The sequence below is a fragment of the Methylobacterium sp. Leaf469 genome (genome assembly GCF_001424745.1).
GTDB lineage: Bacteria > Pseudomonadota > Alphaproteobacteria > Rhizobiales > Beijerinckiaceae > Methylobacterium.
Genome location: NZ_LMRE01000003.1, coordinates 13,374 through 36,332 on the forward strand (window position 1 = coordinate 13,374; position 22,959 = coordinate 36,332).

At 67.5% G+C, this 22,959-nt stretch carries 19 protein-coding genes; 6 read left to right on the forward strand and 13 right to left on the reverse strand.

Translation table 11 applies throughout. The features are described from left to right. Positions 1-12: 12 nt before the first annotated feature. Complete coding sequence (gene glyS, locus ASG60_RS04590; protein WP_056384365.1) at positions 13-2,136, reverse strand: glycine--tRNA ligase subunit beta; 2,124 nt, start codon at positions 2,134-2,136, stop codon at positions 13-15. A 99-nt stretch (positions 2,137-2,235) separates the two neighbouring features. Continuing rightward, positions 2,236-3,183: a glycine--tRNA ligase subunit alpha gene (locus tag ASG60_RS04595; RefSeq protein ID WP_056358482.1), complete on the reverse strand. Its 948-nt coding sequence runs from the start codon at positions 3,181-3,183 to the stop codon at positions 2,236-2,238. Between the two features lie 201 nt (positions 3,184-3,384). On the opposite strand from ASG60_RS04595, the gene ASG60_RS04600 reads away from it, so the two are divergent. Then, positions 3,385-3,624 carry a hypothetical protein gene (locus tag ASG60_RS04600; RefSeq protein ID WP_056384366.1) on the forward strand — a complete coding sequence of 80 codons (240 nt, stop codon included), beginning with the start codon at positions 3,385-3,387 and terminating at the stop codon, positions 3,622-3,624. A gap of 18 nt (positions 3,625-3,642) precedes the next feature. Here the strand turns inward: ASG60_RS04600 and ASG60_RS04605 are convergent, their stop codons facing one another. From ASG60_RS04605 to ASG60_RS04615, 3 genes are all read right to left on the reverse strand, one after another. Continuing rightward, on the reverse strand, positions 3,643-4,518 hold the full coding sequence (locus ASG60_RS04605; RefSeq protein ID WP_056384367.1) for a S49 family peptidase: 876 nt from the start codon (positions 4,516-4,518) through the stop codon (positions 3,643-3,645). Positions 4,519-4,631: 113 nt separating this feature from the next. Further along, positions 4,632-5,417: a methyltransferase gene (locus tag ASG60_RS04610; RefSeq protein ID WP_056261171.1), complete on the reverse strand. Its 786-nt coding sequence runs from the start codon at positions 5,415-5,417 to the stop codon at positions 4,632-4,634. Next, complete coding sequence (locus ASG60_RS04615) at positions 5,398-5,622, reverse strand: DUF2007 domain-containing protein (RefSeq protein ID WP_056261169.1); 225 nt, start codon at positions 5,620-5,622, stop codon at positions 5,398-5,400. The genes ASG60_RS04610 and ASG60_RS04615 overlap by 20 nt, the downstream gene beginning before the upstream one ends. A gap of 195 nt (positions 5,623-5,817) precedes the next feature. On the opposite strand from ASG60_RS04615, the gene ASG60_RS04620 reads away from it, so the two are divergent. Then, entirely contained in the window at positions 5,818-6,837 is a 1,020-nt protein-coding gene (locus tag ASG60_RS04620; RefSeq protein ID WP_056167409.1) for a polyprenyl synthetase family protein, read from the forward strand. Positions 6,838-6,859: 22 nt separating this feature from the next. Here the strand turns inward: ASG60_RS04620 and ASG60_RS04625 are convergent, their stop codons facing one another. From ASG60_RS04625 to ASG60_RS04640, 4 genes are all read right to left on the reverse strand, one after another. Next, on the reverse strand, positions 6,860-8,461 hold the full coding sequence (locus ASG60_RS04625; protein WP_056384368.1) for an EAL domain-containing protein: 1,602 nt from the start codon (positions 8,459-8,461) through the stop codon (positions 6,860-6,862). Between the two features lie 121 nt (positions 8,462-8,582). Continuing rightward, on the reverse strand, positions 8,583-9,458 hold the full coding sequence (locus ASG60_RS04630; protein WP_056384369.1) for a 4-(cytidine 5'-diphospho)-2-C-methyl-D-erythritol kinase: 876 nt from the start codon (positions 9,456-9,458) through the stop codon (positions 8,583-8,585). Positions 9,459-9,546: 88 nt separating this feature from the next. Further along, the gene (locus ASG60_RS04635; protein ID WP_056384370.1) at positions 9,547-11,388 is read right to left on the reverse strand and encodes a tetratricopeptide repeat protein; all 1,842 of its coding nucleotides are present in this window, start codon (positions 11,386-11,388) and stop codon (positions 9,547-9,549) included. A 159-nt stretch (positions 11,389-11,547) separates the two neighbouring features. Then, complete coding sequence (locus ASG60_RS04640; protein WP_056384371.1) at positions 11,548-13,209, reverse strand: electron transfer flavoprotein-ubiquinone oxidoreductase; 1,662 nt, start codon at positions 13,207-13,209, stop codon at positions 11,548-11,550. Positions 13,210-13,420: 211 nt separating this feature from the next. Between ASG60_RS04640 and ASG60_RS04645 the strand changes: the two genes are divergently transcribed. The 3 genes from ASG60_RS04645 (at position 13,421) to moaB (ending at position 15,898) form a co-directional block, all read left to right on the forward strand. Further along, complete coding sequence (locus ASG60_RS04645; protein WP_056358498.1) at positions 13,421-14,311, forward strand: uracil-DNA glycosylase; 891 nt, start codon at positions 13,421-13,423, stop codon at positions 14,309-14,311. A gap of 99 nt (positions 14,312-14,410) precedes the next feature. Continuing rightward, on the forward strand, positions 14,411-15,316 hold the full coding sequence (locus ASG60_RS04650; protein WP_056167429.1) for a neutral zinc metallopeptidase: 906 nt from the start codon (positions 14,411-14,413) through the stop codon (positions 15,314-15,316). Between the two features lie 24 nt (positions 15,317-15,340). Then, on the forward strand, positions 15,341-15,898 hold the full coding sequence (moaB, locus tag ASG60_RS04655) for a molybdenum cofactor biosynthesis protein B (RefSeq protein WP_056167739.1): 558 nt from the start codon (positions 15,341-15,343) through the stop codon (positions 15,896-15,898). Between the two features lie 51 nt (positions 15,899-15,949). Here moaB and ASG60_RS04660 read toward each other — a convergent pair whose 3' ends face one another. Then, positions 15,950-18,154, reverse strand: coding sequence for a 3-hydroxyacyl-CoA dehydrogenase NAD-binding domain-containing protein (locus tag ASG60_RS04660; RefSeq protein WP_056384372.1), 2,205 nt, complete (start codon positions 18,152-18,154; stop codon positions 15,950-15,952). Positions 18,155-18,266: 112 nt separating this feature from the next. Here ASG60_RS04660 and ASG60_RS04665 point away from each other — a divergent pair, with 112 nt between their 5' ends. Then, the gene (locus tag ASG60_RS04665) at positions 18,267-19,091 is read left to right on the forward strand and encodes an EAL domain-containing protein (protein WP_056261153.1); all 825 of its coding nucleotides are present in this window, start codon (positions 18,267-18,269) and stop codon (positions 19,089-19,091) included. Between the two features lie 93 nt (positions 19,092-19,184). Here the strand turns inward: ASG60_RS04665 and ASG60_RS04670 are convergent, their stop codons facing one another. The 3 genes from ASG60_RS04670 to ASG60_RS04680 form a co-directional block, all read right to left on the reverse strand. Then, complete coding sequence (locus tag ASG60_RS04670; RefSeq protein ID WP_056167438.1) at positions 19,185-19,667, reverse strand: hypothetical protein; 483 nt, start codon at positions 19,665-19,667, stop codon at positions 19,185-19,187. 113 nt (positions 19,668-19,780) lie between these two features. After that, a complete protein-coding gene (locus tag ASG60_RS04675; protein ID WP_056384373.1) occupies positions 19,781-20,989 on the reverse strand; it encodes an acetyl-CoA C-acetyltransferase in 1,209 nt (402 codons plus the stop codon). 163 nt (positions 20,990-21,152) lie between these two features. Continuing rightward, positions 21,153-22,940: an acyl-CoA dehydrogenase C-terminal domain-containing protein gene (locus ASG60_RS04680; RefSeq protein ID WP_056384374.1), complete on the reverse strand. Its 1,788-nt coding sequence runs from the start codon at positions 22,938-22,940 to the stop codon at positions 21,153-21,155. Positions 22,941-22,959 lie beyond the last annotated feature (19 nt).

A 22,959-nucleotide genomic window follows, 5' to 3' on the forward strand; every position in this document is an offset into this window, starting at 1 on the left:
TTTTGGCGCGCTTCAACCTTCGATGCGCGAGAAATCCGCGACTTCCCGCGTCGCCGCCCGCAAGGCGTTGAGAAGGGCGAGGCGGTTTTCACGCAAGGCCGGATCGTCCGAATTCACCGTCACCTTCTCGAAGAACGCATCCACGGGGGCGCGGAGCGTCGACAATGCCTGCATGGCGCCGGCGAAATCTTCCCGCTCGACCGCCGCCGAGGCGGCTGCCCGCGCCGCCACGAGGGCTTCGGACAGGGCGCGCTCCTCGAGCTCGCCCCGTGCGGCGAGCGCCGCATCGGGCACGGCCTCGTAGGGCCGCCCGTCCTTCTTCTCCTCGATCCGCAGGATGTTGGCCGCGCGCTTGTAGCCGGCGAGCAGGTTTTTTCCGTCGTCGGTCTCCAGGAACTTGCCGAGGGCCTCGACGCGGCGAACCACCATCTGGAGGTCGTCTTGTCCCGGCAGGGCGAAGACGGCGTCGATGAGATCGTGGCGGGCGCCCTGGTCACGGAGGTAGACTTTCAGGCGGTCGGCGAAGAAGGCGAGGAGATCAGGAAGATACTGATCTTCCAGCTTCTCAGGAGCAGAAACACTCTTCTGGGAAAATCCGAAATCGGCGGTGTCGAAGTATTTCAGCAGCGGCAGTTTGACCTGGCGTTCATTGATAAGCCGAATGACACCCAGCGCGGCACGACGCAAAGCATAAGGGTCTTTGCTGCCGGTCGGCTTTTCGTCGATGGCCCAAAAGCCGACGAGCGTATCGAGCTTATCGGCGAGAGCCACTGCGACGGCGACCGGATCGGTCGGCACGCGATCGGACGGGCCGACCGGCTTGTAATGGTCCTCGACCGCCGCCGCGACGCTCGGGTTCTCGCCCTGCAAAGCCGCGTATTTCCGGCCCATGAGGCCTTGAAGCTCAGGAAACTCACCGACCATCTCGGTGACGAGGTCGGCCTTGGCGAGGCGGGCGGCGCGCTCGGCGATGTCGGGATCGGCGCCGACCAGGGGTGCCAGTTCGCGCGCGAGCGCCGCGATCCGCTTGACCCGCTCGCCCTGCGTGCCGAGCTTTTCATGAAACACGATCGAATCGAGCTTCGGCAGCCGATCCTCCAACTCGATCGCCTTGTCGGTCTCCCAGAAAAACTTGGCATCCGACAGCCGCGCCCGCACCACCCGCTCGTTGCCGGCCGTGATGGCAAGCCCCCCGTCGCTGGCGACGAGGTTCGAGGTCAGGATGAAGGCCGGGGCCAGGCGTTCGGCGCCGGGCTCGCGCAAGACGAAACACTTCTGGTTGGCCTTGATGGTGGCGCGGATGGCCTCGGCCGGAATGTCGAGGAAGGCGGGGTCGAAGGTGCCGAGCAGCACCACGGGCCATTCCACGAGGCCCGCGACCTCTTCGAGCAGGCCCTCGTCCTCCACGAGTTCGAGGCCGCGCGCGAAGGCGAGATCGCGGGCGTCGTGCAGGATGATGTCTTTGCGCCGATCGGCGTCGAGCACGACCTTGGCGCGCTCCAGGGCGGCGACGTAATCGTCGAAGCGGCGCACCTCGATGGCGTCCGGTGCGAGGAAGCGATGACCGTAGGTGGTCGTCCCGGCCACGATCCCGTCGACGTCGAACGGCACCACGTCGGGCGTCTCGGTCTCCGGCCCGAAGGTGGCGACGATGGACTGCAGCGGGCGCACCCAGCGTAAACTGCCGGGCTGAGCCGAAGCCTTGCCCCAGCGCATGGATTTCGGCCACGGAAAGCTGCGGACGATCTGGGGCAGGATCTCGGCCAGCACGTCGAGGGTTTCGCGCCCTGGCTTCTCGATGATGGCGACGTAGAATTCGCCCTTCTTCGGATCGGAGACGATGGTCGCCTGGTCGAGGCTGGCGAGGCCCGCACTTTTCAGGAAGCCCTGGACCGCTCCGTCCGGCGCGCCGACGCGGGGGCCCTTGCGCTCCTCACGCACGTCCTTGCCGCGGGGCGGCAGGCCGGCGACGTGAAGGGTGAGGCGGCGCGGCGTCGCGAAAGCCTTGGCGCCATCGTAGAGAAAGCCGCGCTCGACGAGGGCATCGGTGACGAGCTTGCGCAAGTCGTCGGCCGCACGCCGCTGCATGCGGGCGGGGATCTCTTCGGAGCGCAGTTCGAGGAGGAGGTCGGGCATGGGATCAGGCGGCGTCCGAGATGATTTTTCGAGGGTGTCGCTGGTGCGGCGGGAGCCGCCATCGACGTCGAGAGGCCAAGTCGCGGTGCGGCCCTCGGATCAGGCCGCGCCACCGCCGGCCGTCTTCAGATACGCGGCCCCGCAGGCCTTGGCGAGTTCGCGCACCCGCAGGATGTAGCTCTGCCGCTCGGTCACCGAGATCACGCCGCGGGCGTCGAGGAGGTTGAAGACGTGGCTCGCCTTGATGCACTGGTCGTAGGCCGGCTGCGCCATCCGGTGCAGCCCAGCCTCGCCCTCGGGGGCCCCGGCGTCGAGGTAGGTCCGGCAGGCCTTCTCCGCATCGGTGAACTGCCGGAACAGCATCGCGGTGTCGGCGGCCTCGAAATTGTGGCGCGAATATTCCTGCTCCGATTGCAGGAAGACGTCGCCGTAGGTGACCTTGTCGTCGCCGATGCCGCCGTTGAAGTTGAGGTCGTAGACGTTCTCTACGCCCTGGACGTACATGGCCAGGCGTTCGAGCCCATAGGTGAGCTCTCCCGCGACCGGAGAGCATTCGACGCCGGCCACCTGCTGGAAGTAGGTGAACTGGCTCACCTCCATGCCGTCGCACCAACATTCCCAGCCCAGCCCCCAGGCACCGAGCGTCGGACTTTCCCAATCGTCCTCGACGAAGCGTATGTCATGGAGCTTGAGATCGACGCCGATGGTGTCGAGGGAGGCGAGATAGAGCTCCTGCAGGTTCGGGGGATTCGGCTTCAGGATCACCTGGAACTGGTAATAGTGCTGGAGCCGGTTCGGGTTCTCGCCATAGCGCCCGTCCTTCGGCCGGCGCGACGGCTGGACGTAGGCCGCCTTCCAGGGCTTCGGCCCCAGGGCCCGCAATGTCGTGGCCGGATGGAAGGTGCCCGCGCCCACCTCCATGTCGTAGGGCTGCAGGATCACGCAGCCCTGGGCGGCCCAAAACCGCTGCAGCGTCAGGATCAAGCCTTGGAACGAGGTCTGGGGCGCGAGATCGACGGCGCTCGACAGGTGGCTGGCGCTCGACATGGGCAATCCGGTCCGTGAAGGGGCGGCCAGCGTTTAAGAGGCGGGTCGGGGGTGTCAAGCGATGCCGGTGTGCGGGCGCACGCAATTTCGCCCCAATTCCGTCTGGTAGCCGGAACTGTCACGCTCACTGCCAAGTTGAGGCAACAATCAGGCAGTCTTCGCCGTCGCAGACCGACGGGCGACCATTTGGATCAACGCGCCATGCGCTCGTCTTTCGCAGTCTTCGCCGCCATCGCCGCCGCTTCGCTGGCTGCCACGCCCCTCGTGATGGGTGCCTCGAACGCCTTCGCGACGCAGGACTCCGCCAACGTCGTCGCGATGCCGGCCCTCGTCACGCCCATCGACGTGGTCACCGTGCCGGCGCCGGTCCAAGCCGAGACCTGCACCCGCAAGGTTCGGGTGGTCTATGCGGGCTACGGTTCCGAGGGCTGCGCCCGCTAAAACCGCTGCAGCGGCCGATCAGAGACCGTAGCGCGCCCATGCGGCGCGCTCCTCGATGACCGCCAGAGCCTCGGCGGCAAGACCGTCTACCGCCAGACCGGCGGTGCTTCCGGGGTTCGCGCGCCGGAGCAGGCGGGCGATGAGTGAGCCGCGCTTCTCGGCCACCATGACGAGTTGGACATCCTCGCCGAAGCGCGCCCGAAGAGTCGAGCGCGCATCCCCCAACCCGTCGACGAGGCCGAGGCGCAGGGCCTGACGTCCGGTCCAGACGGCGCCGGTGAACAGGTTCTCGCCATTGAAATCGAGGCTCGGGCGCCGGCCTCGCACCAGGGTGGTGAACAGGTCCTGCACATCGGCCTGGATCTGCTTCAGTCTGACGATATCGTCGGGATTTTCCGGCCGGAACGGATCCAGCATCGCCTTGGCCTCGCCCTGGGTGTGGACGCGGCGCTCGACCCCGAGGCGTTCGATGAGGCGATCGAAGCCGAACCCCGCCGAGACCACCCCGATTGAGCCAATGAGGGACGTCGGATCGGCGACGATCTCGTCGGCTGCGCAAGCGATCATGTAGCCGCCGGACGCGGCGACGTCCTCGACAAAGGCGTAGACCGGCAAGCCCTTCTCCGCCGCGAGCGCCCGGATGCGCTGGTGGATGAGGTGTGACTGCGCAGGCGACCCACCCGGCGAGTTGATGACCAGCGCGACCGCCGCGACGTGCGGCATGGAGAAGGCCTGTTCCAGGGGACCGGCGAGCCCGGCGATGGAGAGCCCCGCCCGGAACGGCGAGGCGGCCCCGATGGCGCCGTTGAGGCGGACCACCGCCACCCGTGGCTTGCGCTTGCGCCAGCGCGCCGGAAGGAAGGCCCGCAGACCGGTCGGAATCGTGAGCGCCATCGTGTCTCGCTGGGATTTCGGGGAACCGGGCGCCGGATAGTCCCGTGCCGTTCCCGCAGAGATGGTGCGCCGATCGGGCTTCGCCAACGCGGCTTAGCAACGGCGACCCGTCGTCAATCCTGGCTCGGCCGCGTACCGATCCAGGCCGTACCGGCGTTGAGTGCGGCCAGGATCGGCGTGAACGCGCCGTCGGCACCGTGCAGCACGAGGGGCGTCAGCAGGCTGAACGGCGCGCGGCTTCCCTTCACGGCGGTGATCAGGACCCGGATCGCCGGCTCCCCGGCCCGCGCCTGGACCGGCCGGACGCCGATGCCGCCGAAGCGTCCCCGCAGGGCGTCGAGGCAGTCCGGCAGAGCATCGGCCCGGTGAATCAGACCGAGATGCCCCCGGGGACGAAGGATCTCGACGCAGGTTCGCAGCCATCCGTCGAGTGAGCCCATCGGGAAAGTATGGGCGGCGGCCTTGTCGGCGATGGGAGAGATGCGGTGTCGGCCAGCCTCGAAATAGGGGGGGTTGGTGAGAACGAGATCGCAGCATTCCGGGACGAGGCCGGCGGCGCGGCGCGCGCCACCTTTGGCCAGAACGTCCGCCGCGACCACATCGACCCGCCCGTCGAGACCGTTGAGCGTCGCGTTCAGGCGAGCGAGGTCCGCGAGGGCAGGATCACGCTCGACGAGGAGCATGCGGCAGGTCGGAGCACGCAACGCGACGGCGAGCCCCACCGCCCCCGTCGCCGCGCCGACATCGCAACACGTGGCACCCGGTGCGGGTCTGAGGAGCGCTGCCAGCAGCACCGCATCCGTGCCGGCCCGATGAGCGCCGCGGTCGGGCTGATACAACTGGAGGCGGCCGCCGAGCCACGCATCGGGGGAGCGCGGCTCAGGCGTCGCGTAGTTCATGGGCCAGACCCGCCTCCGTCAGCAGGCGGCGAGCCTGGGCAGCGTGATCCGCCGGCACGAGCAGCCGGCGTGCGAAGGCCCCGATGGAGCCTTCCAGACCGCTCATGTGACCGTCGGCGACGAAGGCCGGAATCTCGGCGCTCGCGAGAAGGGATTCGGCGAAACCGATCAGGACGATGTCGTTGCTGCGGATGAGTTCGGTCATCGCGGTTCCTGGAGAGGGAGAACGGTTCGTCCCCGTTCCTTCCGGCCCTTGCGGCATGGTGCATGTTGCAGCGCCTCCGAGCCCATGCGATGGGGTGCCGCACGGAAGTCGGTCGCGCAAGACGGGGTTTGGTGTTCGGGTCGGCCGGTTGCGGCGCGCCCGCATCGAGCCTGTCGGGTTGGGAGGCAGCGGGGTTTGGGCGTCGTAATACCCTTGGAGGACACTCGTCCCGATCCGGAGGCGAGCCTGACGGACCTCGTGGCCCTCGTCGCCGCGGGGATGGAGCGCGTCAACGCGACCATCCTGTCGCGCACCGGATCGTCCGTGCAGATGATCCCGGAAGTCGCCAATCACCTGATCGCGTCCGGCGGCAAACGCCTGCGTCCGATTCTGACCCTCGCGACGGCGGACCTGTGCGCCTACGCGGGCGACGGGGCGGTCAAGCTCGCGGCCAGCGTCGAGTTCATGCACACGGCGACCCTGCTGCACGACGATGTGGTGGACGAAAGCGACATGCGTCGCGGCACCGTCGCGGCCCGGATCAAGTGGGGCAACGAGGCCAGCGTGCTGGTCGGTGACTTCCTCCTCGGCCAGGCGTTCCGGATGATGGTCGAGGTCGGCTCGCTGAAAGCCCTCGACATTCTGTCGGCCGCCGCCACGGTGATCGCCGAGGGCGAGGTGATGCAGCTCGCCGCCGCCAAGAATACCGAGACGACGGAGGACGAGTACCTCGCCGTCATCCGCGCCAAGACCGCCGAACTGTTCGCCGCCGCCTGCGAGGTCGGGCCAGTCATCGCCGAACGTCCCCGGGCCGAGCAGGCTGCGTGCCGCGCCTACGGCATGAACCTCGGCATCGCCTTCCAGCTCGTGGACGACGTGCTGGATTACGGCGGCACCAGCGCCAGCCTCGGCAAGAATGTCGGCGACGACTTTCGCGAGGGCAAGATCACCCTGCCGATCGTGCTGGCCTTCCGCCGCGGTACGGACGCGGAGCGGGTGTTCTGGAAGCGTGCGCTGGAAGACGGCGACGTCTCGGACGACGATCTCGCCACCGCGCTCGCGATCCTGCGCCGGCATCGCGCCCTCGAGGACACCATCGAGCGAGCCCGGCATTACGGCGCCATGGCCCGCGACGCTCTCGGGCTTTTCCCGAAAAGCCCGATGAAGCAGGCTTTGCTGCAGGTCGTGGATTTCTGCATCGCCCGCGCGCACTGAGCGCGCAGGCGGTGCGGAGCTTTCAGGCGGCGACCGCTTTTGGCAGCGTGAGTTGGTCCTTGCCGGTCTCCGCGATGACGATGTTGCCGGCAGCGTCCGACCATTGGGTCAGCAGGCCGTCCGTCGTCGCTTTGTTCATCGGTTTGCCGAACAGGTAGCCCTGCCCGTAGGTGCAGCCCTGATCCGCGAGCCAGCCGACGCTCGACGCGGTCTCGATGCCCTCGGCCGTGGTCGAGAGGCCGAGGCTCGATCCGAGGGCGATGATGGCATCCACGAGCTTGGCCCGATCCTCGCCGAGGGGAATCGAGGCCACGTAGCTGCGGTCGATCTTCAGCTTGTCGAACTGCAACTCGCGCAGGTGGTAGAGGCTCGAATAACCCGTGCCGAAATCGTCGAGGGCGATACGCACGCCGAAGTTCTGGAGGGATTTCAGGGCCACCCGCGCGGATTCCAGATCGTTGACCAGGGCGGTCTCCGTGATCTCGATCTCGAGACGGCCCGGGGCGAAGCCGGTCTCCGTCAGGATCGCGAGGATACGCTCCGGCAGCTGCTTGTCCTGAAGTTGCAGCGGCGAGATGTTGACGGCGAGTTGCAGGTGAGCGGGCCACGACCGGGCGTCGGTGCAGGCCTTGCGCATGAGTGCCCAGCTCAGGTCGGCGATCATGCCGGTCTCTTCGGCCAGCGCGATGAACTCCGCCGGTCCCAGAAGGCCCTGCTCGGGATGGCGCCATCGCGCAAGCACCTCGAATCCAATCAGCTCGCGGCCGGGGAGTTGCACCACGGGCTGGTAGAACGGCTCGATCTCGCCGCGCTCGATGCCGAGGCGCAGATCTGCCTCCATGCGGGCTCGAACCTTCAGGGCGTGGCCCATGTCGAGATGGAAGAACCGGAAGTTGCCGCGGCCTTCGCGCTTGCCCTGATACATGGCGACATCGGCGGCATGCAGGAGCGAGACGGCATCGGAGCCGCTCTCCGAGCCGAGGGCGATGCCGATGGTGGCACCGACCTCGACCCGGCTCTGCTCCCAGACGACCGGCTTCGACAGGGCGGAGATGATCTGCTGGGCGAACCGGGGAACGGCTTCGCTGTCCTCACCGTAGTCGATCATGACGACGAATTCGTCGCCGCCGAGACGCGCGATCAATCCGCCTTGCGGAACCAGGGCGCGCATCCGATCGGCGACGGCGCAGAGAACGGCATCACCCGCAGCATGGCCATGGACGTCGTTCACGGGCTTGAAGCGGTCGAGATCGATCAGGAGGACGGCGATGGCCGCCGATCCCGGCTTCGATAGACGACCGTCCAGGGTCTCCTTGAAGAACCGCCGGTTGGCGAGGCCTGTCAGCGCATCGTGCCGAGCGGCGGATTCCGCGCGATCGCGGGCGAAATCCCTGGCCATCATGGCCTGACGAAGCTTGAACGACTTGCGGATCGACGCGACCACCAGGCCGAAACTCATGCAGATCGCGAGCATGAGAAGGTCGTGGAGGTGATGAAAGGTCGTGAAATGCAGGAGGTAGTCGAACATCCCGAGCTGGGTGCCTGCAATCCAGATGCAGACGCCGATCATCATGAGGCACAGGGCCTCACGCAATTCCCCTTCGCCCCATGAGGCTTGCTTCATCTGACCCTCTGCCAATCCCGCAGAGTGACAGTGCCGACAAGACCCTTTCGTCTCGGTAAAAGACCGACTGTCCGGTGGACTTTGATCAATATTTCGTGGGCGATGGAACCGCTCTGCTAGCCTACCGTAGCAAGGACGGCTTCACCCACCATTGCGGATGACGGTCACGGATACGGCGCGCGGCCCGTACCGCGGCGGAGCGATCGACAAAGAGGCCGAACACCGTCGCACCCGACCCGGACATCCGCGCCAGTCGACAACCGGCCTCGACCGACAGGGCCTGAAGCGCCTCACCGATCACCGGGGCGAGACCGAGGGCCGGCGCCTCGAGATCGTTGCGGGCCGGGCAGATCGACGCCACCACCGCCTCGGAATCTGCGCCCTCGGCGATCTCCGGATGCGGCCCGGGTCGATACCGCTCACCCACCATCAACCCCAAGGCGCGGAAAACCGGTGCCGTCTCGACGGGGATGCCGGGGTTTATGAGGATCGCCGGGAGGGGAGAGATCCCAAGGGCGGCCCCAATGGTCTCGCCAGCCCCTCGCATCATCCGGGCCCGGGGATCGAGACAGACGGGAACGTCGGCGCCCGTCGCGCGCGCGGCGTCCATAAGATCGGGATCCGTGGGGTCGAGGCCGTTGCTGCGGCCGAGCAGCCGCAGGGCAGCGGCCGCATCCGACGAGCCGCCGCCGATGCCCGCCGCCACGGGGAGGCGCTTGACGAGATGGAACGTCCCGAGTCGAAGACCGGGCCGGCGCCTAGAGAGATGACGGGCGGCCCGGATCACCAGGTTGTCGTCGAGGGGGCCGGCCGGACCCGCCGTCGGCCCCGACACTTCGAGGGCGAGCGCTTCGCCCGGATGAAGCGACAGGGTATCGCCGGCGCCGGTGAACGCAACGAGGCTTTCGAGCTCGTGGTAACCGTCCCCGGCGCGGCGCCCAAGAACGTGCAGAGTGAGATTGATCTTCGCCGGAGCGCGGGTGACGAGGATTGGCACGGGCTCTCGACGGCTGTTCAGGGGATCGGGGCGCCGGTCTGGCCCTGCGCCCCTGCCCACGTCAAGTCCGATGCCGTGACGGACTCGATCAGCCGCCGCTCTTCTTGTCGGCCGCGCCCGGAGGCTCGCTCGGAGCCGGAGCGCCCTTGGGCAGTTCGGGATTGGCTTTCCCCTCGGGCGGATTCTCGGCCGTGGCGGCTGGCTTGTCGAGTTCCGGCAGGCCGTCCTTGAGCTTGGCGTTGATCTTCTCGAGTTCCTCCGGCTCGGGGTTCAGGTCCTTGGCGTGCTGCCACTGGAACTTGCCCTCCAGACGGCGGCCGGCGCGCCAATAGGCATCGCCGAGGTGGTCGTTGATCGTCGGGTCGCCGGGCTTGAGCTCGATGGCCTTCTCCAGCTCGCGCATGGCTTCATCCCAACGCCCGAGGCGGAAATAGGCCCAGCCAAGGCTGTCGATGATCATCCCGTCGCGCGGGCTGGCGTCCACGGCCTGCTTCAGCATGGTGAAGGCTTCGTCGATGTTGATGTTCTGGTCGACCCACGAATAGGCGAGGTAATTCAGGACCTGAGCGCGGGCACCCGGCTGCGAGGCCGGCACGAGTTCCAGAGCCTTCTTCAGGTCGGCCTCGGCCTTGCTCCACTGCTTGGCCCGCTCGTAGGCGGTGCCGCGGAAGTAGAACGTCGTCCAGTAGTTCGCCGCCGGCTGGTCGCCGATGAGAGCGATGGCGCGGCTGTAGGTCTCGGCCGCCTCCTCGTACTTCTTGCGCGAGCGCTGAACGTTGCCGAGCGCCGTGATGACGTCGATGTCGTTGGGATGAGCCTTCATGGCCGCATCGAGGTGCTGGATCGCCTCGTCGCCCTTGCCCATCTGCTCGAGGTTGAGCCCGATCTGCACGTCGGCATTGAGGCGCAGCGGCGAGTTCGCCGGGATCTGGGCATAGGCCTCGTTGGCGCGCTCCGGCTGCTTCATCCGGTCGAGGATGTCGGCCAGGGTCAGGCGAGCCAGGGCGTGCTCGGGTGCGAGATAGAGGGCGAGGCGCAGATAGACCACCGCCGGCAGTTCGTCGCCCTGCGTCGAGCCCGCCGAACCGAGCCCGTAGAGCACCTCGCCGGCTCCCTCCTGCGCCGTATTGACGAGGCGGGTGAGGGGCTTGCCCTCTTTCAGCCTGGTAAGCGCATCGCGAACGACGGGATGGCGTGGCAACAGCTTGTCGAAGTCGGTGTAGGCCTGGATCGCCAGATCCGTGCGCCCCGCCTGCGCCTCGAACCGCGCATAGGCGTCGACCACCCGGAGGGTGTTGCGGTCGCCGTCGTAGGCCGCCTTGAGGCGGCGCTCCGCCTCGGCCTGGTCACCGGTCAGCGCCGCGATTAGGCCAGCGTGGTAATCCCGGAACGTGTTGTAGGTTCGCTCGCCCTTGAGCTTGTTGATGGTCTCCTGGGCGCGCTTGCCGTCACCGGCCCCGGCGAAGGCCCAGGCCGTGAGGAGGGTGCCGGTGAGATCGGCGGCGGCACCCCGGCCGCTGCGGGCGAAGTTCTGACGGGCCTGGGCGAACTGACCGGCCTTGATCTGCCGGACGCCGAGCGCGAGCTGAGCGAGACCGTTGGCACCGTCGCGGGTCGTCAGGCGCTCCGCGGCGCGGAACGCGTCCGGTAGGGACCCGTCGGCCAGGAGCGACACGAAGGCGCGCTCCAGCAGTTCGGCGTTGCGCGGGTCGGCCTTCACGGCCTCGCGGTAGAAGCTCGCCGCCGCCGCCGTGTCCTTCGAGGCACCGGCGATGTAAGCCGCGAGGAAGTTGCCTTCCAGGGATTCCGCGGGCTCGAACTCCGGCAGCGGCGTCGATTCACGTGGTTGCGCCGCGTGCGTCGGCACAGTCGCCGCGAGGCAGAAAGCGAGGGCCGACAGGGCTCGGCGAGTCGCGGCGTTTCCGTTCATGGGCACCGTTCAGGGCTTCTGCGCACCGGCTCGATCGGGGCCGGCGCTCGATCGGGCGGGACACTGAACTCTTCCCATCATCCCTGCAAGGCATAAGGATGCCGCCCCGAGCGCGGGGAGGGCGACCCCAAGGCCTCACCCATCCCTCCCGCGCGGCGATCACATATTTGGGTAGTTCGGACCGCCCGGGCCCTCCGGCGTCACCCAGTTGATGTTCTGGTTCGGGTCCTTGATATCGCAGGTCTTGCAGTGGACGCAGTTCTGCGCGTTGATCTGGTAGCGCACGCCGTCGCTCTGGGCCGCATCCGCCACCCACTCGTAGACGCCGGCCGGGCAATAGCGCGCCGACGGTCCGCCGTAGACATCGTGCTCGGATGCCTTCTGCAGGTCGAGGTTCTTCACGTTGAGGTGGGGCGGCTGATCCTCCTCGTGGTTGGTGTTGGACAGGTACACCGACGAGAGGCGGTCGAAAGTCAGCTTGCCGTCCGGCTTCGGGTAGACGATGGGCGTCACCTCGGCGAGCGGCTTGGTACAGGCGTGATCCGGCTTGCCGTGCTTGAGCGTGCCGAACAGGGACGTCCCGAGCAGGGTGTTGGCCCACATGTCGGCGCCGCCGAGGCCGACACCCACCAGGGTGCCGTACTTCGACCAGAGCGGCTTGACGTTGCGCACGCGCTTGAGGTCCTGGCCGATGGCGCTGTCGCGCCAGCCGTTCTCGTAGGCGGTGAGTTCGTCCCCCTGGCGGCCGGATTCGAGGGCCTGCGCGATGGCCTGCGCCGCCTGCATGCCCGAGAGCACGGCGTTGTGCGATCCCTTGATGCGCGGCACGTTCACGAAGCCGGCGGAATCGCCGACGAGGCAGCCACCGGGGAACACGAGCTTCGGCACCGACTGCCAGCCACCCTCCATGATGGCCCGCGCGCCGTAGCCGATGCGCTTGGCCCCCTCGAAGGTCTCGGCGATCATCGGGTGCGTCTTGAAGCGCTGGAACTCGTCGAACGGCGACAGGGTCGGGTTCTCGTAGTTCAGGTGCGTGACGAACCCCACCGAAAGCAGGTGGTCGTCGAAATGGTAGAGCCACGAGCCGCCGCCGGCCTTGTTCGGCAGGGGCCATCCCATGGTGTGCTGGACGAGGCCGGCCTGGAACTTGTCTGGGCTCAGCTGCCACAACTCCTTGACGCCGAGACCGTACTTCTGGTGGTCGCTGTCGGCGTTGAGCTTGAATCGGTTGATGAGCGTCTTCGTCAGGGAGCCGCGGGCGCCCTCTCCGAAGATCGTGTACTTGCCGCGCAGCTCCATGCCGCGGGTGTAGTCGTCCCGTGGCTCGCCCGAGCGGCCGATGCCGAGATCGCCCGTGGCGATGCCGACCACCACGCCCCGGTCGTCGTAGAGCACCTCGGAGGCCGGAAAGCCCGGGTAGATCTCGACGCCGAGCGCCTCGGCCTGGGCGCCGAGATACTTCGTCACGTTCGACAGCGAGCCGACGAAGTTGCCATGGTTGGACATGAATTTCGGGAAGAACAGGTTCGGCATGGTCACGCCGCTGTTCTTCGTCAGGAACATGAACTCGTCGCGCTCGACCGCGGTCTTCAAAGGCCGGTCTGGATCGGTGCGCCACGCGGGCAGGAGGTCGTCGAGGCCCGCCGGATCGACGACGGCGCCCGACAGGATGTGCGCGCCGACCTCGGACCCTTTCTCGACCACCACGATGCTGACGTCGGCGGACAACTGCTTGAGGCGGATGGCGGCGGCGAGGCCCGCCGGCCCGGCGCCGACGATCACCACGTCGAAATCCATCCCCTCGCGTTCGGGCAGCGCCATTCCGTCATCCTCCTGTCACGCCCGCCGTCCGGCGGGTCCCGTGAATTGGTTCAGATCACTCTCAACCGATTCCAAGATGGGAACGCAAGCGGCCTGCGCTCCCTGCGCGGTGTCGTGATGAAGAGTCGCGCCGTGTGAAAGCGGAGGATCGGGTCGCCGGGACGCCGCGCCCCCGTTGTCCACAGGCGACGAACACGCCACATCTCACCTCATGACTGCGAGCGACGAACGCCAGCGTGATCTCATCGCCGCCCTCGACTTCCATGTCGCGGCGGGGGTCGATCTCATGCTCGACGAGCACCCCCACGACCGCTTCTCGGAAGCGGATGCCCCGGCACGTCCCATGGTGTCGACGCTGGAGCCGGAGCACAGCCCCCCCCTTGAGCATTCTGCGCGGCGGGAGCCCGCCACGACGGCGCTCCGTCGCGAATCGCCGCCACGCGGCGAGGCGCCTCCCCAAGCCGGGACCTACGGCCAATCCGCCGCCGCCCGTCCTGGCGAAGCGGCCGGCGATGCGCGGGCGCGGGCAAAGGACGTCACGTCCCTCGAGGAACTGGAAGCGCTTCTCGGCGGCTTCGACGGCTGTCCGCTCAAGTTCACGGCAAAGAACCTCGTCTTCGCCGACGGCAATCCGGCAGCGAAGCTTATGTTCATCGGCGAAGCGCCGGGAGCTGACGAGGACCGGGTCGGTAAGCCGTTCATGGGCCGCTCGGGCAAGCTGTTGGATCGGATGATGGCGGCGATCGGCCTCGACCGGACGAGCGCCTACGTGACCAACATCGTGCCGTGGCGCCCGCCCGGCAACCGCAACCCGACGCCCCAGGAGGTCGCAATCTGCAGGCCGTTCATCGAGCGGCAGATCGAACTCGCGGCGCCCGACCTCATCGTCTGCCTCGGCAGTCCCTCCACCCAGGCGATCACCGGCACCAAGGACGGGATCCTCAAGGCGCGGGGCCGGTTCTTCCCCTACCGGGTCGGGGATCGCGAGATCCGCGTTCTGGCAACCCTCCATCCGGCTTACCTGCTGCGCCAGCCGCTGCAGAAGCGGCTGGCCTGGCGAGATTTTCGCACCCTTCGTGCCGCCCTCGACGGCAAGGCCTAACCTCGGTACGGAGACCCCAAGCGGAACTGTATGTGACAGGCGGAGATTACTTCGCAGGGGTGGCGTCCGTCCGCGGTCCGGAACGAGTGGTGAGAGCACATGCGCTGGGAAGATTTCCGTAGTTCGGACAACGTCGAGGACCGTCGCGGCGAAGGTGGCGGCGGGGGCGGCTTCCCGGGCGGCGGCGCCGGCGGACTCGGCATCGGAACCATCGTCATCCTGTGCATCATCGGCTGGGTCACGGGCATCAATCCGGCGGTCCTCATCGGCGGGGCCGAGCAGATGACCGGGGGCGGGCGGCCGCGGCAGGAGCAGGTCGACCCTCAGACGCAGGCGCAGCGCAAGACCAAGCCAACGGACGAGAGCGGGCGCTTCGCCGCCGCGATCCTCGGCAACACCGAGGATGTCTGGCGTGAGATCCTTCCCAATCAGACCGGCAAGCAGTACCGGCCGACCGGCATGGTGCTGTACACCGGTGGCACCCGCAGCGGCTGCGGCTCGGCCCAGGCCGCCATGGGGCCGTTCTACTGCCCGCTCGACAAGAAGGTTTATCTCGACACGTCCTTCTTCAAGGAAATGGAGCAGAAGTTCGGCGTGAAGGGCGACTTCGCCTACGCCTACGTCATCGCTCACGAGGTCGGGCACCACGTCCAGGACGAGCTCGGCATCCTCGGCAAGGTCCAGGGCCGCCAGCAGGCCGCATCGAGCAAGGTCGAGTCGAACCAACTCTCCGTGCGTGTCGAGCTCATGGCCGATTGTCTCGCCGGCGTATGGGCCAAGAATTCCAACGACAAGTACAATTCCCTGGAGCCGGGCGACATCGAGGAGGCGATGAACGCCGCCAGCGCCATCGGCGACGACAGGCTGCAGAAGCAGTCGCAGGGCTACGCTGTGCCGGACTCGTTCACACACGGGTCGTCGGCGCAGCGCCAGCGCTGGTTCATGACCGGCTACAAGAGCGGCCAGACAAAATCCTGCGATACGTTCCGGGCCGCCCGGAACTGAATGCCCTCGGAGGTCACGAACGTCATGGTCGCATCCGACAAGACCCGCAGCTTCGTGCCCCTCGCCATCGCGGTGCTCACCGTATCGGACACGCGTTCCTTGGACGAGGATCGCTCCGGCGACACCCTGCGTGACCGCCTCACCGCGGCCGGTCACACCCTCGCGGCCCGTGCAGTGGTGCCGGACGAGGTCGAACGGATCCGCGGGCAGGTCGATGCCTGGTCACGGGATCCGGCGGTGGACGTGATCCTCACCACGGGCGGGACGGGCTTCACCGGGCGCGACGTGACGCCGGAGGCCATCGAGCCGCTGTTCGAGAAACGGATGGACGGATTCTCGGCGGTGTTCCACCGGATCTCGTACGACAAGATCGGCACCTCGACCCTCCAGTCGCGGGCGACGGCGGGCGTCGTGAACGCCACTTACGTGTTCGTGCTGCCGGGCTCGCCCGGCGCATGCCGGGATGCCTGGGACGGCATCCTGGCCGCCCAACTCGATTACCGGCACCGGCCCTGCAACTTCGTCGAGATCATGCCGAGGCTGGACGAACATCTCCGGCGCGGAGCATCCATCACGGTCTGAGACGAGGCCTTCAGGAAGGGCGTGCATGGAGATGCACGCCCTTCCGCGTTTTCAGGCTGCTTTGCGGGCGGCCGCGTCGCCGTAGAACGTCCCGCCCCGCTCGGCCATGGCGAGGAGATTGTGCGGCACGGCGAAGCGTGGTCCGTGCTTGGCCTCCAGCCCCTGCGCCAGGGCCACGAAGGCCTTGGCGCCCATGAAATCGATGTACGACAGGGCGCCGCCGGTGAACGGGGCGAAACCGAAGCCGAGGATCGAGCCGACATCGGCCTCGCGCGGATCGGTGACGACGCCTTCGCCGACGGTGCGGGCCGCCTCCAACGCCTGGACCACGAGGAGGCGCTGCTTCAGTTCCGTGAAGTCGACGGCCTCCGCATCGACATGGGTCGCCTGTAGATCCTTGAGGCCGGGCCACAGGCGCTTCGGTGCTCCGTCCGGATAATCGTAGAAGCCACGCTTGTTCTTGCGCCCGAGGCGGCCCTCGCCCTCGACCAAGGTGGTGAGGAGCGCCTTCTGCGCCGGATCGATGGACCCGGCGCCGAGTTGCGCCTCCGTCGCCTTGACGATCTTCAAGGCCAGATCGACCGCCACCTCGTCCGTGAGCGACAGCGGTCCGACCGGCATCCCGGCCTGCCGTCCGGCATTCTCGATCATCGCCGCCGGGATACCTTCGTTGAGCATGGTGTGGCCTTCGAGGAGGTAGGCCCCGACGCAGCGGTTGGCGAAGAACCCGCGCGCATCGTTGACGACGATGGGGGTCTTCTTGATGGCGCGGACGAAGTCGATGGCCGTGGCGAGGGCCGTGTCGCCGGTCTGGTCGCCCTTGATGATCTCGACGAGCATCATCTTTTCCACCGGCGAGAAGAAGTGGATGCCGACGAAGTTCTCCGGCCGCGCGGACGTCTTCGCGAGGCCGGTGATCGGCAACGTCGAGGTGTTGGAGGCGAAGATGGCGTCGGGACGGATCGCAGCTTCGACCCTGCCGATGACCTCCGCCTTCACCGCCGGATCCTCGAAGACCGCTTCGATGACGAGGTCGCACTCGGACAGGGCGGCGTAGTCCGCACTCGTCGTGATGCGCGCGAGGAGCGCATCGCGGTCTGCCGTCTTGGCCCGGCCCTTGTTGATCTGGTCGGTGACGAGCTTGTGGGCGTAGGCCTTGCCCTTCTCGGCCGCCTCCGTGGACTGATCGACCAGCACCACGTCGAGGCCGGCATTGGCCGAGACGTAGGCGACGCCCGCCCCCATGAAGCCGGCGCCGACGACGCCGATCCGCTTCACCGCGGTGGGGGCGACATCCTTCGGCCGACGAGCCCCCTTGTTCAACTCGCCCATGGACAGGAACAGGGTGCGGATCATCGCCGCCGCTTCCGTGGACCGCAGGATCTTGGCGAAGTATCGGCTCTCGACCCGCAGGGCCAAGTCCATGGGCAGCTGCAATCCCTCGTAGACCGCGCCCAGGATCGCCTTGGCCGCGGGATAATTGTCGTGGGTCTCGCGACGGTAGATGGCATTGGCGGGCGGCCAGGTCATCATTCCGGCGGGCGAGTACACCTTGCCGGACGGCGCCTTGAACTTCGGCACGTCCCACGGAGCCACCGCCGAGCCGCCGCCGAGGATCCAGGCCTTGGCCTTCGCCACGATCTCGTCCTTGCCCGCGACCTCGTGGACGAGGCCCATGTTGCGAGCCATGAGCGGCCGGATCTGCTCGCCCTTGAACAGCATCTGCAGGGCATCGCCCGTCTGCATCAGGCGGGGCACGCGCTGGGTGCCGCCGGCGCCCGGGAACAGGCCGACCTTGATCTCCGGCAAGCCGACGCGGGTCTTCGGATCATCCGACAGGACGCGGCGATGGCAGGACAGCGCGAGTTCGAAGGCACCACCGAGGCAGATGCCGCTGACCGCCGCCGCGAAGGGCTTGCCGCAGGTCTCCAATTTGCGAAACAGCAGGGTGAGCTTTCGCGACTCCTCGAAGAAGTGCCGCATGGCTTCTTCCTCGCCGCGCTCGGCCTTGAGCGCTTCGAAGGCGCGGCCGAGCCCTTGAAGCATGGTGAGATCGGCGCCACCGGAGAAGTTGTCCTTCCCCGAAGTCATGACGCAGCCCTTGATGGCGGGATCCGCCACCACCGCGTCGATGACAGCGTGCAGGTCGTCCATCACCGCATTCGTAAAGACGTTCATCGAGCGGCCAGGCATGTCCCACGTCGCCAGCGCAACACCGTCGGCATCGGTCTCGAAACGGAAATTGGTGAGATCCATGGCTGATCCTCGGGTTTGGGGTGGCCTCGGGCTGGCTGCCTTAAGCCAAAATCAAAACTTAGGGGTGCAGTCGGGTGGAGTAGGGGCCCATGCGAACCTTCAAGGGATCACGATGACAGGACGGATCGGCTGCCAGGGTTGCCGCGAGGGCGCCGAGCTCGATTTCACCTTCACCATGGCGTTCCAGCCGATTCTCGACATCGAGACGGAGCGCGTCTGGGGCTACGAAGCGCTCGTTCGCGGCACCGGCGGTGAATCCGCCGGTTCCATTCTGGCCCGCGTGACCCCGGAGACGGTCTACCGCTTCGACCAGGCGGCACGGGTCAAGGCGATCGAGTTGGCGGGCCGTCTGTTCCCCGCAGACGACCGGACCAAGCTGTCCATCAACTTCATGCCGAACGCGGTCTATGAACCGGCAGCCTGCATCCGCTCGTCCCTGGAGGCCGCACGCCGGGCCGGATTCGCCCATGATCGGATCATGTTCGAGTTCACGGAGAACGAGAAGTTCCGCGATACGGCCCACGTCACCCGCATCGTCGCCGAGTACCGCAAGCAGGGCTTCCTCACGGCGCTCGACGATTTCGGCGCGGGCTTCGCCGGCCTGAGCCTGCTGGCCAACTTCCAGCCTGACCTCATCAAGATCGACATGGATCTGTTGCGCGGCATCGATACCGATCACCGTCGACAGATCATCGTCGGCGGCCTCATCGGGATCGCCCGGGGCCTCGGCTTGGCCGTGATCGCCGAGGGTATCGAGACGGAAGCCGAGTTCGCGACCCTCCGGGGCCTCGGCGCGACGCTGTTCCAGGGCTACCACTTCGCGCGGCCGCATCTCGAACACCTCCCGGCCGTGGCCGGTTTCCCGACCCACGTTGCGTTCGCCCAAGAACTTGCGTTCGCCCAAGACGTTGCGTTCGCCCGAGACATGGTCGCCTGAGCCGCCCGACCGGATTGGACGAACCCGATCCAGTCCGCCCGGGTGGCGTGGGGTCTCGGTCATGGGCGAGGCCGACACGGGTGCCGGCGTGTCCTAGCGTGCCGGCATCGGCAGGGGCGGCGCGCCGGCCTTGCTGTCCCCCGCCTGCGCGATGGCGAGCATGTTGAGAAGCTTCGTCACCGAGGCCTGCGAAATCGCCGTGACGCTCGACGCCGGGTCGGCGTTGACCGCCTGGAACTTCTGGTAGGTCTTGTCGTCGTAGATGCCGCTGAGGTGCTTGAGTTCATCCAGGGTGAACTTCTCGGCGTAGGCCTTCGACAAACCCTCGATCATCACCTCGCGCTGCTTGTCGAACTCGGCGCGCACTTCCTTGCGCACGGCCTCGGCCTTGTCCTCGGGCATCGACGCGACGGTCTTCTCGAGGGCGCCGGTGAACCCGGTCTCGAGGTTCTTGATCAGGGTCTTCTGGACCAGATCCTTGGCCACCCCGACGCGGTCGGAGGCATCGTCCGCGCGGGCACTGAGCGGCAGGCACAGGGCGGTGGTCAGGCACAGGGTGGCGAGCAGGCGCGTCATCGTGGCGTTTCTCCCGATTGTTCTAGGCTTGCGCGCCATCGCGAAGAACGCGACGGGCGCCGCCGTCTACCAGTGTTTCGAAGGGTTTGTCGCCCCGTGGCCGGGACCCGGCATCACACCCGTTCGATGATGGTCGCCGTGCCCATGCCCGCGCCGATGCAGAGCGTGACGAGGGCGCGCTCCTTCCCGGTGCGCTCCAGCTCGTCGAGGACGGTCCCGAGGATCATCGCCCCGGTGGCACCGAGCGGATGCCCCATGGCGATGGCGCCGCCGCAGACGTTGACCCGCGCCGGATCGAGGTCGAACGCCTGCTGAAAGCGGAGCACGACGGCGGCGAAGGCCTCGTTGACCTCGAACAGGTCGATGTCCGACAGGCTCAGGCCCGACCGCGCCAGCACCTTGCGGGTGACGTCGACGGGGCCGGTGAGCATCAGGGCCGGGTCGGAGCCGATATTGGCGAAGGCACGGATCCGCGCCCGCGGCCTCAGGCCCGCAGCGTCGCCGGCCTCGCGCGAACCGATGAGCACGGCGGCCGCTCCGTCGACGATGCCCGACGAGTTGCCGGCATGGTGGACGTGATCCACGGCCTCGACATCCGGGTGGGCATCGATGGCGACCGCGTCGAAGCCGCCCATCTGCCCCATCTGGACGAAGGACGCCTTGAGCTGTCCGAGCGACTGCATGTCGGTCGCGGGCCGCATGTGCTCGTCGGTGGCGAGCAGGGTGATCCCGTTGATGTCGCGCACCGGCACGACGGCATCGCCGAACCGACCCTCGGCCCACGATGCGGCCGAGCGCTTCTGCGACTCGACGGCGTAGGCATCGCATTCGGCGCGGGAGAACCCGTACTTCGTCGCGATGAGGTCGGCCGACACGCCCTGGGGCATGAACCAGGACTTGATGGCGATGGCGGGGTCCACGGGCCAGGCGCCGCCCGAAGCGCCGAGGCCGACGCGGCTCATGGATTCGACGCCGCCGCCGATGGTCATGTCGTGCTGGCCGGCCATCACCTGGGCCGCGGCGAAGTTCACCGCATCGAGGCCCGATGCGCAGAAGCGATTGATCTGCACACCGGGAACGTGGGTGCCGTAATCGGCCACGAGGGCTGCGGCACGGGCGATGTCGCCGCCGGCCTCGCCGACGGGATCGACGCAGCCGAGGATCACGTCGTCGACGCGCCTGGTGTCGAGGCCGTTGCGATCCTTGAGGGCACGCAGTGTGATCTCGGCGAGGCGCAGGGCCGTCACCTCGTGCAGCGCGCCATCGGGCTTGCCGCGACCGCGCGGGGTGCGGACGTGATCGTAGATATAGGCCTCGGGCATGCGCGCTTCCTTATTTCCATCCTCCCTCCGCGGGGAGGGCGGCGAACGTCAGTGAGCCGGGCGAGGGGAGCGCGACATCTCCAGGGACGGCGCTCCCCCCAGCGACCCGGCCTTTCCGGCCGGGCCACCCTCTCCCGCAGAGAGGAGAGGCAACGGCGCCTTCTTAGAAAGCCTCGGCGCTCAGCGCCATGGTGGTTTCGGCGCCGGCCTTGATTCGAACGAGCCGCATGGCCGTCTCGGGCAGCATCCGCTCCATGTAGAACCGCCCGACGACGAGCTTATCGGCCATGCGGCTGGTCGCCGCCTCGGCCTGCTTGGCCAGCGCCGCCTTGGCGATGCGCGCCCACATGTAGCCCATGGCGACGAGGCCGAGGAGGTGCATGTAGTCGGTGGCACCCGCTCCAGCATTGTCGGGCTTCGAGAACGCGTTCTGCATGAACCACATCGTTGCGCCCTGCAGGTCGTCGAGCCCGGCCTGGAGCGGCGCCGCGAAGGGTTTCATGCCCTCGTCCTCGCCGTGATCCTTGAGGAAGGTCTGGACCTCGGACAGGAAGCCCATCATGGCGCGGCCGCCATCCTTGGGAAGCTTGCGCCCGATGAGGTCCATGGCCTGGATGCCGTTGGCGCCCTCGTAGATCATGGCGATGCGGGCATCGCGCACGAATTGCGACATGCCCCATTCTTCGATGTAGCCGTGGCCGCCGAAGAGCTGCTGGGCCTCCACGGCGTTGGCGAAGCCCCGATCGGTGAGCACGCCCTTCACCACCGGAGTCATCAGGCCCATGTGGTCCTCTGCGCGCTGCCGCTCGGCCGCGTCCTCGGAGCGGTGGCCGATATCGGCCTGGAGCGCGGTCCACAGCACGAGGGCGCGACCGGCCTCGTTGAAGGCCCGGATCCCCATGAGGGTGCGGCGGACGTCGGGGTGGACGATGATTGGATCGGCCACTTTGTCGGGGGCCTTGGCACCGGTGAGGGACCGGCCCTGCAGGCGGTCCTTCGCGTAGGCCACGGCGTTCTGGTAGGCGACCTCGGACTGGCCGAGGCCTTGAACGCCGACGGCGAGGCGGGCCTCGTTCATCATCACGAACATGGCGTTGAGGCCGCGGTTCTCCTGGCCGACGAGCCAGCCCTTGGCGCCGTCGTAGTTCATCACGCAGGTCGAGTTGCCGTGGATGCCCATCTTGTGCTCGAGGGAGCCGCACGAGACCGGGTTGCGCTCACCCACCGAGCCGTCGGCGTTCACGAGGAATTTCGGCACCACGAAGAGCGAGATGCCCTTGGTGCCCGCCGGTGCGCCCTCGATGCGGGCGATGACGAGGTGCACGATGTTCTCGGACAGGTCGTGCTCGCCGGCCGAAATGAAGATCTTGGTGCCGGTGAGATTGAAGGAGCCGTCGCCGTTCGGCACCGCCTTGGTCTTGAGGAGGCCCAGATCCGTGCCGCAATGGGGCTCGGTGAGGTTCATGGTACCGGTCCAAGTGCCCTCGACCATCTTGGGCAGGTACATCGCCTTCTGCGCGTCCGAACCGTGGACGAGCAGCGCAGCCATGGCACCCTGGGTCAGGCCCGGATACATGCCGAGCGCCAGGTTCGCGCCGGACACGAACTCGGAAATCGCCGTGTTGAGGGTATGGGGCAGGCCCTGTCCGCCGAACTCCTCCGGTACGGACAATCCCATCCAGCCGCCGGCCGCGTAGGTGTCGTAGCCGGCCTTGAACCCCTTCGGCGTGGTGACACCGGAATCGGCCTGGCGGGTACAGCCCTCGCGGTCGCCGACGGCGTTCAAGGGGGCGAACACCTCCTCGGCGAGCTTCGCCCCTTCGCCGAGGACGGCCTCGACCACGTCGGGCGAAGCATCGGAGAAGCCCCGGAGATTGCTGTAGCGTTGGAACCCTAGAACGTCGTTCAGAAGAAACAGAACGTCCTCGACCGGCGCCTTGTAGCTCGGCATCGCACAGCGTCCTTCCCTG